Origin of the sequence: Limnovirga soli, from assembly GCF_013106755.1 — a bacterium.
Taxonomy (GTDB): domain Bacteria; phylum Bacteroidota; class Bacteroidia; order Chitinophagales; family Chitinophagaceae; genus Limnovirga; species Limnovirga soli.
Genome location: NZ_WHPF01000001.1, coordinates 362,662 through 377,409 on the forward strand (window position 1 = coordinate 362,662; position 14,748 = coordinate 377,409).

A 14,748-nucleotide genomic window follows, 5' to 3' on the forward strand; every position below is an offset into this window, starting at 1 on the left:
TGCCACGCTCGGTTTGGGGTTCCCCATTCATAGCAGCCCAATACAGCCAACAAAAAATTGTAGTAAGCACTTCCACATATCCCTCCCCAATTTTAGCGATACCCCCCAATTGTGTATAACAGAATTTTTAAATAAATCAGAAACTTAAGTATATTGTAGTTTAAACATTTGCCATGGACGAACTTGACAACATGAGTGAACAGGAGAAATTGAAAGCCGAAAATGATTTTCTCAAAATGAAAATGATGCTCGAAAACGGAGCCCAGTTCGAGAACAACCAGGAACTCAACGATATTTCTGCATCGCTGGAAAACTCCTTTTTAAAAAACGTAATGGCATTTGAAAAACAGTTTGAAAAAAGAACCACCACCACCGTATTTGATAAAATTGGCCAACCAGATCATTTTTCCCCGGCAGAAAACCTTACAGATAATGAAATTGCTGCTGCCTGGGTTAAACTGCAAAAGCATATGCGCAAACATGGGGTAGAGCTTTCCGTCATCAGCCCCAAAGTAACCGTGCGTGAATTATACCGTTTTACCACAGAAGAATTATTTGAATACGAAATTGATGACATCGATATGCCAGATATGATCAGTGGTTTTGTATACGACGAATTCTACCCCGATTATGAAATGGAAAATACCAATGCAGCCATAGATGATTGTATCAAACTCATTCTAAAAAAACCTTTACTGGAATATGTGCCCCAACTGGCCAAAAATAATCTTCAATTAAATAGCCACTCTTCACTAACAGATAAACAATTTAAAGAAATTATCAACCAGTTTAAAGAGGCATACGATAAAATCAATCTCACCCATATAGATGCCAGCAGTTGCACCATCGAAGAAACTACCTGTACCGTTACCGGCAACTATACAGCCATTATGCAAATAGACCGCGATGAAATACATTTCAACAATACATGGAAAGTACTTTTTCATTATGATGATGAAGATGGATATTGGTATATCAATGGTGTATTTATAGATGGAATTGCTTTTTAGCAAAATTTAATTTCGCTAAAACCATTGATTTTACAGGCCTTTCAGCGCCTGTTCAAAATAAAATCATAAAATTTTCAAAAATAATTTGGCAGCTATCAAAAAATAATTACAATTTTACATCACCAAAAAATAAAAGCAAATGAAAATGGTAATCACATATAACAATCCAAAAAGAGGCTCAGCATTTTTGCTGGATATGCTCTTTAGCGGGGATAGTGTTTACTGTTAGATACATGCAAAGAAAACTAACTGATTATACAAAGCCCCGCTCTCAAGCGGGGTTTTTTGTTGGCCAATACTCAGCAATAAATTCCGGAAATGCGTCATAACAATAAGCAAAACATATCAATAGATTTTTTTAACAGCACCACTTGCATCACAGCAGTGCAGGTTATAGCTACAGATATGCCCGCTTACAACTCATTTCCTGTTCCATGTAAATACATACGACCGTTTTGTATAACGTAAAAAACTGAACATACTTCAGTCTGCGATGTACAACCCGGTCAACAAAAATATTTTTGACCGGGTTTTTTATTATTCACCATCAACAGTAATTTATATGACAATGTTTCTACCTGTACTGCTTGTATTGCTGGTGAGGTTAATAATAGCCACGCTCAATACAAACGGACAACCAAAACAACAACAAGCCAAACAAAACACAATACCCATAAAAAGGAGGTATGCGATGAGGAGATGTATATTCGGCAGAAAAATAAGAAATACTGCAACACTGTTCAACGGTCATTATATCGATGTAAAAACATTATATATACAACTGTACAATGATATTCCAAGTGTAAGCTTTATTGGCGAATTAGATGCAACAAATGCCTTTGCCTATATACGCGAAACCTGTGGCTGCGATATCGTATCTACCTATCAGCATACCTATTTCAGTTACGAAACACAAAGCACGCATTTCAACAATACCATCTTTGTGCTCGCAAATGAACGTATAATAGAATTGGGCAATAATTATTGCCACCTGTTGTTCAGTCATATAGATTATGCCTGGGCCAAAAAAATGCTTTTTGCCCTTGCAGATTTTCGTACAGCAGAAACAACAGAAACTCCTGTAGTAAAGCAGGTAATCGGCTTTGCTCGGCAGGCAGAAATGAATTAAATAACCAAAGTGCGGCGTTAAAATAAAGCTGCACTTACAAAAAAAATACAATGCTAAAGCAAACAAAAAAAGAAAGAAAAAATACCATAAACAGGTGCCCGGCAAAAGCAGCTTTTAGCAACTGCTCTTGCGTCGCACACTTGTACGGCAACAATGCTGTGCAACAATTAACAACAACAAATAACCAACTAAAATGGACAATACCCAACACCAGGGAACCATTAGCCTAAACAAAATATTTGGCGACGGATTCCTTGACACGAATCAATTATACCTGCATTATTTTAATGCATTTCCAAGCCTGCATTATATCAACAATATTAATAGTGCGGCTGCAGCCATAAAATTCAGGGAAAAATATGCTGGTTTAATACAGCATGAATTTGAAGATGCCTGGTATAACCGTTCCAAAAAACGTTATGAGCAATCAACCATCATTTTTATCCTCAGCAACCAATGTGTTCTTGAGTTTAAAAATAATTATTGTGAAATAGCCCATTTCAATACCAACTATATAGCTTTTTTAACAGAAATAACCAACTATATAGATCAGTGTAAAGAGCGGCAAAGAAAAGAGCCTTTGGAAATAAATCTTATAGTTAGCGGTGCAGGCAATATGGTGTTAAAATCAATGGAAATAAAAAGAACAAAATTAAACCTGGATCTTTTTTATGAAGACGATTTTAAACCTGTTGACGAATTAATAAGAGCCCGCTTAAATAAGAATAACGATAAAGGCATCATCATGCTGCATGGTTTACCCGGCACAGGCAAAACAACTTATCTGCGCTACCTGATTGGTAAGATGAAAAAGAAAGTTTTGTTCTTATCGCCCAGCGTAGCCGGTAATTTAATGAACCCGGAATTTGTTGACCTGTTAATTGATAATCCCAACTCTGTACTGATTATTGAAGATGCAGAAAATATTATCATGGACAGGCGCAACAGTACCGATTCATCCGTATCAAACCTGTTGAATATTTCTGATGGTTTAATGGCTGATTTTTTGAATGTGCAAATCATTTGCACCTTCAACAGTTCGCTTACTTTAATTGATAGTGCATTGCTGCGCAAAGGCCGCCTGATTGCCAAATACGAATTTGGTAAACTAAGCATTACCAAAGCACAACAACTAAGCAATTACCTGGGCTTTGCCAACACCATTTCAAAGCCCATGACATTGGCAGAGATCAGCCACCAGAACGAAAACAATTATCAAGCCAAACAGGTAAATACCATTGGTTTTAGAAGGGAACCAGAACTGGAAGCAGAAGGCAATTTTTTAAACTGATGATGTATAGGCTGCCACTTGTTCAAAGCGCACAAGAGTGCGACGCAAGCGGCGATGATACAATAACCTGTAGCCGGGTTCATAAAAAAAACAACATACAGATAAACACTGTAAAAACAGCAAAAAACATTAATCATTCGTAAATTGAATTATATGAAAACAGCACAACCAACAAGCCTGATGCGCATATATAGCTTTATAAAACGTGCATTGAAGGGCGAACATATGGATTATACACAGGGCAGTATACGCACCGCCGTATTATTACTGGCCATACCCATGATACTTGAAATGTGCATGGAGAGTGTGTTTGCGCTGGTAGACCTGTTTTTTGTGGGTCATCTGGAAAACAGCGAGCACACGGTACAAACAGTAGGCTTAACAGAATCGGTATTAACCATAATTTATTCATTAGCCATTGGTATGAGCATGGCGGCCACCGCAGTGGTGGCAAGGCGCATAGGCGAAAAAAATAAGGAAGCAGCCGCAACAGCAGGTATGCAAGCCATATTTATATCGCTGGCATTAACCGCTTTAATAAGCTTTGTGGGCTTTGTTTATGCCGCAGATATATTGCGCATTATGGGTGCCGATGAAGCAACCGTAGCCATGGGCACTACCTATACTCGTATTATGATGGGCGGCAGTGCAGTAATTATGCTGCTGTTTTTAATCAATGGTATTTTTCGTGGCGCCGGTGATGCGTCTATGGCCATGAAGAGTTTATGGCTCGCCAATTTTTGCAATATTATTCTTTGTCCGGTATTGATCAATGGCATTGGATCTTTTGAAGGTTTTGGTTTAACAGGTGCCGCCATAGCAACCACCATTGGTCGTGGTATAGGTGTTTGTTACCAGTTATATCATTTGTTTAAAGGCGATGGCAATATCAGGCTGGGACGAAAAAATATACGACTTGATTGGCCGGTAGTTAAAACAGTAGTAACCATTGCATCGCCGGGCACTTTACAATTTATTATTGGGTCGTGCAGCTGGATATTACTGGCAAGGCTGGTGGCCGAAACAGGCCACAGCACAGCATCTGCGGGTTATCAAACCGCATTGCGGGTAGTCATGTTTTTTCTGTTACCAGCATGGGGTATGAGTAATGCAGGCGCCACCCTGGTAGGACAAAACCTGGGCGCAGGTCATCCACAAAGGGCGTACGACTCGGTAATGAAAACGGCTAAATATAATGCCATTTTTATGGGCGTGGTATCGCTAATATTTTTACTAATGCCGGGGCCCATCATCAGCATTTTTAGTAACGATGCGGCAGTACAACAAATAGCGGTACAGGCATTGCGTATTATAACTACCGGCTATATTTTTTATGGTATTGGCATGGTAATGACAAGTGCTTTTAATGGTGCCGGAGATACATGGACACCCACCTGGATTAACCTGCTTGGCTTTTGGGCATTTCAGGTACCTCTGGCTTATTTTTTAGCCAGTGACATGGGCTTACATATGGGGCCAACCGGCGTATTTATTGCCATACCAGTGTCAGAAACAGCCATTACAATTATGGCATTTATCTTATTTAGAAAAGGTAAATGGAGAACAGTGAAAGTGTAAAGAATTAGTAAATTTTTGAGCCAGGCTTTTGACCAAGTAATAAGCATCCTTGCGTCGCACACTTGTACTTAGGGTACTTTTTGCAGCTGTGAGTGATAGATGCAATGGAATACAAAAAGTAAAAGGCTTATTAAATTCTAAAGTTAACAATTGCAAAATTGCTGATCATTCAAAATAGAATATTAGGTATTATTCAAGAAATTTAAATTTTAATGTAATGGAAAATATAACTACCATAATTGCACAAATAGAAAAAAAATACGATGTTAGAATTTTGCATGCTTGTGAAACCGGTAGCAGAGCTTGGGGCTTTCCATCTCCTGATAGTGATTACGATATACGTTTCATCTATATGCATAAGATAGATTGGTATCTGTCCTTATCAGAAAGAAAAGATACTATCGAATTTATGTTGAATGAAGAATTGGATATTACAGGCTGGGATCTGAAAAAGAGTTTAGTTCTATTGAAAAAATCAAATGCAGCTTTGATAGAAAGGTTTCAATCACCCATTGAATATTTTTCTATACCTAACTTCCATAATGAGTTTAAAAAACTAATAACAGATTATTATTCACCAACAGCGGTTTTCTTTCATCATTATTCTCTGGCAAAGAAGTTCTGGGAAGATTTAAAAGATACAGATTCGGTAAAGTTGAAGCAGTATTTCTATCTTATACGATCATTACTTTCCTGTAACTGGATTTTACAAAATAATAGTGTAGTCCCGATGCATATGGAAGGATTAATGGAAGTATTAGATGATTTCAGGAAAGAAGAAATAAAAAAATTAATTGCCAAAAAAGCAACAGTTGGTGAAAAGCATAGCCATAAAAGAGAGGAAAGTTTACATAAATGGCTGATGGAATTGTGGATAATGATTGAAGCATCAAAAGACAAACTTGGATCAAACAAGATGAATTATGCATTATTGGATAGCTTTTTAATAAAAGTGTTATATGAAAACATTGACAATTGATTGGATAAAGGAAAACGGCTTATTGGTATTCGAAGTAATAACTGGTAGTAAAGCTTATGGCCTTAACACAGCTGAATCAGATACAGACATTCGAGGAGTATTTATATTGCCAAAAGACATGTTCTACTCACTCGAATACTCTGCACAAGTTGCAAATGAAACGAATGATATAGTATATTATGAATTAAAAAGGTTCATAGAACTGTTAGCAAAAAATAATCCTAACATCATGGAAATGCTTAATATTCCGGAGCAATTTGTTTTACAAAGGCATGAAATAATGGAATATTTGAAAGACAATATATTCTTGTCAAAACTTTGCGAAAAAACTTTTGCCAATTATGCTTTTTCCCAAATAAAAAAGGCATACGGACTGGAAAAAAAAATAGTAAACCCGGTTGAAGCTAAAAGAAAATCTGTGATGGACTTTTGTTTTGTGCATATTGAAAAAGAAGCCATAATCCTAAAGCATTTTCTTGAAATAAAAGGATGGGACCAAAACAAAATAGGTCTTTCTGCTATAACACATCTCAAAGATTGTTACAACTTGTTTCATTCAGAAAGTTTACCATATAGGGGTATAATAAGAACTGAAAATGCAAATGATGTGACATTAAGTACAATACCAAAAGAAGAAAAGCCTATTGGCTTGTTATATTTCAATAAAGATGGTTATTCAGCTTACTGCAAAAAGTATAAAGAATATTGGGAATGGGTGGGTAAAAGAAATGAAGCACGTTACAACACAACCATGTCTCACGGTAAAAGTTATGATTCAAAAAATATGATGCATGTTTTCAGGTTATTATTGATGGCAAAAGAAATAGGGAGTGATGGTAAGATTAATGTGTATAGAAAAGACAGAGAATTTCTTTTATCAATCAGGGAGGGTAAATATGAATATGATGAACTACTTGCAAAAGCTGAGGCATTAAAGGATGAATTGCCTACATTATTTCGAAATTCAGCACTACCTGACACACCTGACTTTGAAAAAATCAACAAGTTATTAATTGAAATGAGAGAAAGCTATTATGAAAAATTTTAAAATTTCGGACCACCATACTTTTTTGATGGATGCTTCTTGCCATGATGCACAGCAATGATTTCAACAACATTGCCGGTGATCCTGTAAACAATAAGATAAGGAAAGCGGTGAAGGATAAAATCTCTTAACTCTTTTCGTTCATCTATAAAACTGTAATGTGCTGGATTATTGGAGATTTTCTGGTAAGCTGTTTCCAGTTCTTTTAATAGTTCCTCACCCAAACCGGTGCGTTGTGCTTCATACCAGGCATAAGCTTCATCTGTATCATTATGCGCAAAAGGGGAAATAATAATTTGATGCGCCATACTATTTTCGTTTGTTACGGATCATTGCATGAGACTCTTCAACAGAGTATCCTTTGCTTCCATCTGCTTCAAACAAGGTAATGCGCTCATAAAATAAATCTAGCTCTTCTTTTGTGTATTTGTTTTCAACAGAAGAGGATGCCAATACCTGCAGTACAGCATCAAGTTGTGTATCGGTGGCTTTATCAATCAGCTTATGAATTTGGTCGCGTATATTAGAACTAACCATAAAATAAATTTAAAACTAAACAGTTCATTGTTGAATAAATGCAATTTACAAAAAATTGCAAACCCAAAGGAGGCTATTATGCGTGTACTATCTAACCGGTCAATCTAAATCGAATGACCTGAGTTCAAAATAAATTAGAGAAAGTATTTCGTTTTGGAACAATGTTCCAAATGTACAACTGAGCAATTTGCTTGTCGAAACGGCAAATTGGCAAAACACACGATGCCATGCGAATCAATTGCAGGCATTATAAAAAACAACAAAATGGGAAAGTTAAAAATAACAGCCAAAGAATTGCGGGCTATCGGTTATCCCGAAAGTCCGGTAATTCCTGTGGCAATGCATGTGATGGAAAAAAATTATAAACATCACACAAAAGAAGAAGCGGTAGATATTTTAAAAGCCGTGCTGGCAGCACCGGTGGAATATACCAATGATGCTGTGCTGGCCATAATCGCCGAAAAATTACTGCCAAAAGAAAAACCGGAAGAAGCAGAAATTTCGCTAAACAATAGCGGTATACATTTCAACATATTTGGTGCCGATTATATTGAACAGGGTGCCTTACATCAAATGTATGCAGCAGCAAAATTACCGGTGGCAGTGGCCGGTGCCTTAATGCCCGATGCGCATCATGGTTATGGCTTGCCTATTGGCGGTGTGCTGGCAACACAGAATGCAGTAATACCTTATGGCGTAGGCGTTGATATTGGCTGCCGTATGTGTCTTAGTATTTTTGATATTGATGTTAGAGACCTCACGCAGCGGGAAGCATTCTTTATGCGTGAACTGGGCGAAGCCACCTTGTTTGGCAGCGGTGCACAGTTTCAACAGGCGGCCAATCATGAAGTAATGGACAACCCATTATTTTTTGAAATGCCCTTGCTAAAAAGCCTGCATACCCGTGCATGGAAACAGTTGGGCTCATCCGGTAGTGGTAATCATTTTGCTGAGTTTGGCATTATTGAAATTGAAGAAACAGATGCGGTATTAAATGTGCCGGCAGGTAAATATGTAGGTTTTCTAACGCATAGCGGTTCCCGTGCATTAGGTGCCAATATTGCCAATCATTATACAAAGCTGGCCATCAGCAAACGCCGTTTACCGCAGGAAGCAAAACACCTTGCCTGGTTTACAATGGAGGAAGCTGAAGGCATAGAATATTGGCTGGCCATGAATTTGGCGGGTGATTATGCAAGTGCCTGTCACCACATCATGCACGATAAAATTGCCAAACAGTTAGGCCGCAAGCCGGTAAAAATAGTGGAGAACCACCACAACTTTGCCTGGAAAGAAATGCATGAAGGCAAAGAAGTAATTGTGCATCGTAAAGGTGCCACGCCGGCGGGTAAAAATGTGTTAGGTATTATTCCAGGCAGCATGACGGCGCCCGGCTTTATTGTAAAAGGCAAGGGCGAAGCAGCCAGCATCAACTCTGCCTCTCATGGTGCGGGACGTAAAATGAGCCGTACCCAAGCCATGACCAATATAACGCAACATGCATTAAAAGAAATACTGGCCAAACACCATGTAAAATTGCTCGGCGGCGGTTTAGATGAAGCGCCATTTGCCTACAAGGATATCGAAGCGGTGATGCAATCCCAACAAGCCCTGGTAGATGTGGTAGGCAAGTTTACGCCAAAAATTGTAAAAATGTGTGGTGCAGAAACCAACCGAACAAGAAAGCCTGGCAAGAAAGAAGCGGTGGAAGGTGAATAATAAAAAAACAAACAACGTGATTTTTTACGTTGTTTGTTTTTTTGTGTACTTAGCTGCAGGAATACTATTAAGCATCCTTGCGTCGCACACTGGAGCGGTCGAATATAAATCATCCCTTATTTTGTTGTGATAATAACTCCAAATGATTTAGTTGAAACATGATAATTCTTCTTCAATGTGCCTTTGTCAATTATTATTAATTGAACAAAATTGCTATCATTAATATAAAACAAGTCGCTTTCAATATTTGTAGTCAATACCTTTCCGTTTAAAATATAAATAGCCTTTTCTTCTTCTGCATCATTAGCAGCGGCTTTGGTATAATCTGTTGATTTGGATTTAAAATAATCTCTGTAATGATCTCTTGCAAAAGCCTTTGTAGTTATATAAATCAATCCATTTTTTGCCTGTTCTCCACCTAACTTTATAGCGGTTGAGTCTTTATAAACAGATACTAAAGCAATTTCAGATGGTTTATAATATTTTAATACTCCCTGATTTACCCTTATGCTGTCAAGAAAATAAACTGGCTCATCTGGCTCAAATAAATTAAATGCTTCTGACTTGTGATAAATGCTATAGCATGAAATAAAAATATCAATTCCATCTACTGGTCTTTCTAAATAATATGCTTCATCAATCGGGTACTGTGGCGTTTTATTTTTATCAATCTTCACATAAAAAGAAATAGTATCGTTAGACAAAGTCCAGTAATCGGAACAATCTCTGGAATGCCAATTCGAATCAAACTCAGGATATAATTTTAATACATCCTTTAAAAGAAGTGAATGCATATCTATGTGCGTTTCATCAGGTAAAAGGCCAACAAAATCTTTTGTAAGTCTTATTTTACTAATATAGTCTTCATCCGGATCCTTTTGAAATATAAGACCTGGATATTTTTCTGAAGCATAACCTTTCTCATTCACATAACGCGAATCTCCACCCATACATCTTTTCCCCATATCCATTTCTTCTACTTCTACAGGTTTAAAATCAATACTAAGTTTTCGTAAATCCTCAATTGTAGATTTGCAAAGACAAAAACCAGAGACTGTTATTTTTTTTGCCAGGGCCGAATCAATTTCACTTTGAGCATTAGCGAATATTGATGTACCAATAAGGGCAATCAAACAAATTTTTAATTTCATATAATTAATATTACGATTTAGAGTTGAATTAAAAGAAAGCAAACCTCCATCCTATTAACCTTTCGAATAAAAGAGAATACAAGAATAAGCAAATTCAGACGCCAACTCAAGTTTGGTAGCATAGCCCGTGTGCTTACCATACTTGTGCCTCTCTTATAAAATTATTATCGTTTAAAATTGCCAATTCCCACAAACAGTAAAATTTCAAGTAACTAAGCCTTATGTATTACCATATAAATTAGCTACCATTTAACCCATAGCCAATTTCTTTTTCCTCAGTATAACTGTTTGCGTATTGTCAGGAATAGTAATAGCAGTTTTTAACGCATACACCCTGTTAAATGCTTCATGAGAAACTTTAAAACGTGCTGCCAACTTACGTATTACTTCTTTGCTCATCCCTTTTTTATAATTGAGTATTTCAGAAACATAGCCTTTACTTACACCTAACAGTTCCACAAGGTCTGTAGCTTTAAGCTGTTGCTCTTCCATAAATGAACGCAGTAGTGTTACAGGGTCAACTTCATGTAAACTGTTATGCGCTGCATCCCATTTTTCAATTAATAAAGTAAGCAGATCAATCTCATCCTTTATCGCTTTATTGTTGGCTCCGGACAAAACAAGATTTTCCAGAATACTGCAATAAGCTTTGTATTGTGTTTTGTTTTTAATGATGGTATATTTCAGTTCTGCCATAATATTAAGTTTAATAATCACTCTCCGTATATTGTTCAGTTAAATTACAAAGTTTATCGTAAGCCGCATGGGTACCAATCCAGCAAACAAACAAATGCACCTGTTTATCTCCAAAAGCATATTTACAAATCATTCTGTATGTATTGCCTGCTATATTAAAAACCACTCTATTAGAATTGTTGCCAAGCAGGTCTGCACTGCCAAAAGTTGCCATCATATCTGAAGGCAGATCCCAGTCGGCATATTTCAACTTAGCCAGCCACCCCTGAAATGTAACCCGGCTCCTGGCATGCTGCTTTACAAAATCCTCGATTGATTCCTTTCTTATTAAATGAATTTTCATAGCAAAGTTAAGGGTAATTATTAAAAGTTCGCCAATAGAGAACTTCATTGATACATATTTTTACATTTTCAAATTTGAAACTTAAAATTAGAAATGATTTATTATTGCAATTTCCACAACCTACCCATTTGTATCGTACTTCAAAAATTGAATATTTTACCTGGCAGTGGTTCGAGTCCCCACGAATCACCATTCAATATAATCATTTGCCGCCATCTGTTTGCCCTTATTGTGCATTAGATCACCTTGTCCTCTTTATCTTCAATTCCTTCAAAGCTTTGCTGGTTCGCCAAATCGCTTCTGCATTTTTTGCAGTAGCAACATTATCGCCAGTTTCTATATAGCGGCCCACAGCATTGCCACAATCAGCACATTTACCCTGCAATACAATATCCAGAATCTCATTCAATACAATGCTGTAGTCAATAATTTTCTGTTATATTTATTTTCGCACTGGCTGCAAAAACTATGAACGGTTAGATAATGAAAACTAGTAAGATCATTATTGAAAATGAAAGCTACGTCCTCCACAGTAACAGGAATCGTTTTTAACCTTTTGCTCATGCATCAAAATTAGTAATTGCTTTGTCATAATATCAGATATTAAAATTATAAACTATGACACAGGAACAAATAAACAAACTCACTTTGCTATTACTTTTCCTAAATAGTTGGGAAGAAAAAGAAAACGCCCAATCTTTTCGCCGTTCATGGAAAGGCCACGACTTTGATGCATTAAATAAACTGGAAGAAGATGGGTTTATTGCCCAAAGCAAAACTGCAAAATCCCTTTACCTTACAGAAGAAGGTATTGCTGCCGCAAAACAATTAGAAGATTTATTGGAAGCGATAAATATCAAATAACCTTGCCAAGGTTCGTGTCCCCACGAATTACCTTTTAATATGACCATTGACACAGTGCTGGCGCAAGTATGGTAGCATAGATTTATGGGCAAGCGATACTTGTGCCTCACCAACAAAAAACATCATCATTCATTATAGCTGCCCTCGCAGTCGTTGGAGTTGTCTCCAACGACCTTCGCTCTATTCTTTGCTTCGATAAATGATCTATAAAATTACATCTTCCCAACCTGGCGAAAGGTAGTATAGCTTTTTGCATGCCATACTTGTGCCTTTCTATTAAAAATTATTATCGTTAAATTTTGCCGCTTCTTATTCTTCAGTACAAGAGTGCGACGCAAGTAAAGCCCCATTCCTGCACTTTTGTTGGGCTCCAAAAAAAATGCAGCAAAGCACCGGCATTAAAAATGTATTTTACTGAAAATCACTTTATTGCGCTATTTTTTTTACATTACAGTCAAACCACTATATATGAGTAACCACTTGCTGCAACAGATTTTCTGTACACCCATTACAGCTGTTTTTAAAAAAATACATCAAAAGCAATTGGGGCGTTTTGCTGCTATGGCCTGCCTTGCCTTTACACTTATTTGCAGTGCATCTTTTAAAAATATAACCGATGAAGATGCCCCCCTGAATGGCATTCGAATACAGCGCCATGTAGCAGTTAAAATGCGGGATGGCGTAATACTTTACGCCGATATTTATTTACCCGAAACTGAAGGCAAATACCCCACCATTGTAGTACGCACCCCTTATGGCGTGCAAAGGGATGGCATGCACCAAACCATGATAAAATATGCACAGCACGGTTATGCTGTTGTATTGCAGGATGTACGTGGCCGCTATGAAAGCGAGGGCAAATGGGTGCCGTTTATGGATGAAGCCAATGATGGCTTTGATACCATTGAATGGGCAGCAGCTCAATCTTTTTCCAATGGCAAAGTGGGCACACAGGGCGGCAGCTACCTGGGGCATAACCAATGGCAGGCGGCATCGCAAAATCCGCCGCATTTGGTGGCCGCATTTCCGGTACTGGCCTCTACCAATATTTACGCCAATTGGATTACCATGGGCGGCGCATTTCGCCTTAGTTTTAATTATGGCTGGGGTGTAGTGCGTATGCCCAACAGAATTATGCTACCCCAATACTGGCATACAGAAGCTTTTAGTACCGAAGAATTGAAATACGATAATATTCTGATGCACCTGCCTCTGAAAGATGGCGATTTGCAAAGTGCCGGATATGCCACCCAACATTACCGCGACTGGATACAACACGAAAGCTATGATGCTTACTGGAAGGCAATAAGCGATGAAGAACGATTTGATAAAATAAAAGTACCCGTACACACTTTTGGCGGCTGGTTTGATATTTTTTTAATGGGCACCATTAATGGCTATACCGGCATGAAAAACAATGGAGGCAGCCCGCAGGCACGTGCAGGTGCCCGCATGATTATAGGCCCATGGGGTCATGGCTCATCTCAAAGTTATGGGGATGTAGATTTTACCCCCGATGCCCAAATTGACCAGTTTGAAACCGAACTCCGTTTTTTCGACTTTTATCTTAAAGGCATCTCCAACGGACTAGACAATGAAAAACCGGTAAAACTGTTTTATATGGGTGCCAATAAATGGCGCAGCGAAACCGACTGGCCCATACCAGGTACCGTGTACAAACCCCTGTACCTAAACAGCCAAACCGCAGCGAATGCTGTACGCGGAGATGGAAGCATAGGCGTACAATTACCCTCAAAAACCGGTACTGATACGTATAGGTACGACCCCGACAACCCGATTAAAACACTGGGCGGCAATAACTGCTGCGGCACGCCCACACTTGCGGGGCCAAAAGACCAGCGCCCATTGGAACAAAGACAGGATGTACTGGTATATACCAGCAATTATTTAGATAGCACATTAACCATTGCAGGCCCTGTAAAAATGAAACTATTTGCTGCTACCGATGGCCCCGATACAGACTGGATGATTAAACTGATAGACGTTTACCCCAACGGGTTTGCCATGCCGGTTTCAGAAGGTATTATAAGGGCAAGGTTTAGAGAAGGGCTGGATAAAATGAAATTGCTAAAACCCGGTGAAGTATATGAGTACGATATAGAATTAACCGGCACTGCCAATGTATTTCAGCCAGGGCATCGTATACGGGTAGATATTACGTCAAGCAATTTTCCACAGTTCGACCGCAACCCCAATACCGGCGCACCTTTGGGTAGTAATGCCACAGTAAGGGTAGCACAACAAACAATTTATCATGGCGGTAAATACAGCAGTCATATATTATTGCCGGTGGTAGCTAATTTTCCGGCTGCAAAATAGCAGATAGTTAATTTTGAGCCCGGCTACACCTCACGGTGCAACTATCTTGCGTCGCACACTTGTACT

Annotated in this window: 14 protein-coding genes; 9 read left to right on the top strand and 5 right to left on the bottom strand. The window is 38.2% G+C overall.

Annotated features, from left to right (window positions below; translation table 11 throughout):
- Positions 1-173 precede the first annotated feature (173 nt).
- The 6 genes from GD597_RS01345 (at position 174) to GD597_RS01370 (ending at position 7,035) form a co-directional block, all read left to right on the top strand.
- Positions 174-1,010, top strand: a complete 837-nt coding sequence (locus GD597_RS01345) for a hypothetical protein (RefSeq protein WP_171605992.1) — start codon at positions 174-176, stop codon at positions 1,008-1,010.
- 562 nt (positions 1,011-1,572) lie between these two features.
- Positions 1,573-2,139: a hypothetical protein gene (locus GD597_RS01350; RefSeq protein WP_171605993.1), complete on the top strand. Its 567-nt coding sequence runs from the start codon at positions 1,573-1,575 to the stop codon at positions 2,137-2,139.
- A 193-nt stretch (positions 2,140-2,332) separates the two neighbouring features.
- A complete protein-coding gene (locus GD597_RS01355; RefSeq protein ID WP_171605994.1) occupies positions 2,333-3,430 on the top strand; it encodes an AAA family ATPase in 1,098 nt (365 codons plus the stop codon).
- A gap of 153 nt (positions 3,431-3,583) precedes the next feature.
- Positions 3,584-5,008: an MATE family efflux transporter gene (locus tag GD597_RS01360; RefSeq protein ID WP_171605995.1), complete on the top strand. Its 1,425-nt coding sequence runs from the start codon at positions 3,584-3,586 to the stop codon at positions 5,006-5,008.
- Positions 5,009-5,225: 217 nt separating this feature from the next.
- On the top strand, positions 5,226-5,987 hold the full coding sequence (locus tag GD597_RS01365; protein ID WP_171605996.1) for a nucleotidyltransferase domain-containing protein: 762 nt from the start codon (positions 5,226-5,228) through the stop codon (positions 5,985-5,987).
- The gene (locus GD597_RS01370) at positions 5,968-7,035 is read left to right on the top strand and encodes a DNA polymerase beta superfamily protein (protein ID WP_235954147.1); all 1,068 of its coding nucleotides are present in this window, start codon (positions 5,968-5,970) and stop codon (positions 7,033-7,035) included. Before GD597_RS01365 ends, GD597_RS01370 begins: the two co-directional genes overlap by 20 nt.
- Here GD597_RS01370 and GD597_RS01375 read toward each other — a convergent pair.
- Positions 7,032-7,340: a type II toxin-antitoxin system RelE/ParE family toxin gene (locus tag GD597_RS01375; protein WP_171605997.1), complete on the bottom strand. Its 309-nt coding sequence runs from the start codon at positions 7,338-7,340 to the stop codon at positions 7,032-7,034. The two genes, GD597_RS01370 and GD597_RS01375, sit on opposite strands and share 4 nt — an antisense overlap.
- A 1-nt stretch (position 7,341) precedes the next feature.
- Positions 7,342-7,569, bottom strand: a complete 228-nt coding sequence (locus GD597_RS01380) for a hypothetical protein (protein ID WP_171605998.1) — start codon at positions 7,567-7,569, stop codon at positions 7,342-7,344.
- Positions 7,570-7,833: 264 nt separating this feature from the next.
- On the opposite strand from GD597_RS01380, the gene GD597_RS01385 reads away from it, so the two are divergent.
- Complete coding sequence (locus GD597_RS01385) at positions 7,834-9,288, top strand: RtcB family protein (RefSeq protein WP_171605999.1); 1,455 nt, start codon at positions 7,834-7,836, stop codon at positions 9,286-9,288.
- A 116-nt stretch (positions 9,289-9,404) separates the two neighbouring features.
- On the opposite strand, the gene GD597_RS01390 is transcribed toward GD597_RS01385, so the two are convergent.
- The 3 genes from GD597_RS01390 to GD597_RS01400 all read right to left on the bottom strand — a co-directional run bounded on the left by GD597_RS01390 (position 9,405) and on the right by GD597_RS01400 (position 11,526).
- Positions 9,405-10,439, bottom strand: a complete 1,035-nt coding sequence (locus GD597_RS01390; protein WP_171606000.1) for a hypothetical protein — start codon at positions 10,437-10,439, stop codon at positions 9,405-9,407.
- A gap of 249 nt (positions 10,440-10,688) precedes the next feature.
- Complete coding sequence (locus tag GD597_RS01395) at positions 10,689-11,135, bottom strand: helix-turn-helix domain-containing protein (RefSeq protein WP_171606001.1); 447 nt, start codon at positions 11,133-11,135, stop codon at positions 10,689-10,691.
- 10 nt (positions 11,136-11,145) lie between these two features.
- Positions 11,146-11,526 carry a type II toxin-antitoxin system HigB family toxin gene (locus tag GD597_RS01400; RefSeq protein WP_235954148.1) on the bottom strand — a complete coding sequence of 127 codons (381 nt, stop codon included), beginning with the start codon at positions 11,524-11,526 and terminating at the stop codon, positions 11,146-11,148.
- Positions 11,527-12,096: 570 nt separating this feature from the next.
- On the opposite strand from GD597_RS01400, the gene GD597_RS01405 reads away from it, so the two are divergent.
- Together GD597_RS01405 and GD597_RS01410 are read left to right on the top strand one after the other, a co-directional pair.
- Positions 12,097-12,342 (top strand): DUF6429 family protein, encoded by a 246-nt coding sequence (locus GD597_RS01405; RefSeq protein ID WP_171606002.1) that lies wholly within the window; start codon positions 12,097-12,099, stop codon positions 12,340-12,342.
- A gap of 468 nt (positions 12,343-12,810) precedes the next feature.
- Entirely contained in the window at positions 12,811-14,682 is a 1,872-nt protein-coding gene (locus GD597_RS01410; RefSeq protein ID WP_216368490.1) for a CocE/NonD family hydrolase, read from the top strand.
- Positions 14,683-14,748 lie beyond the last annotated feature (66 nt).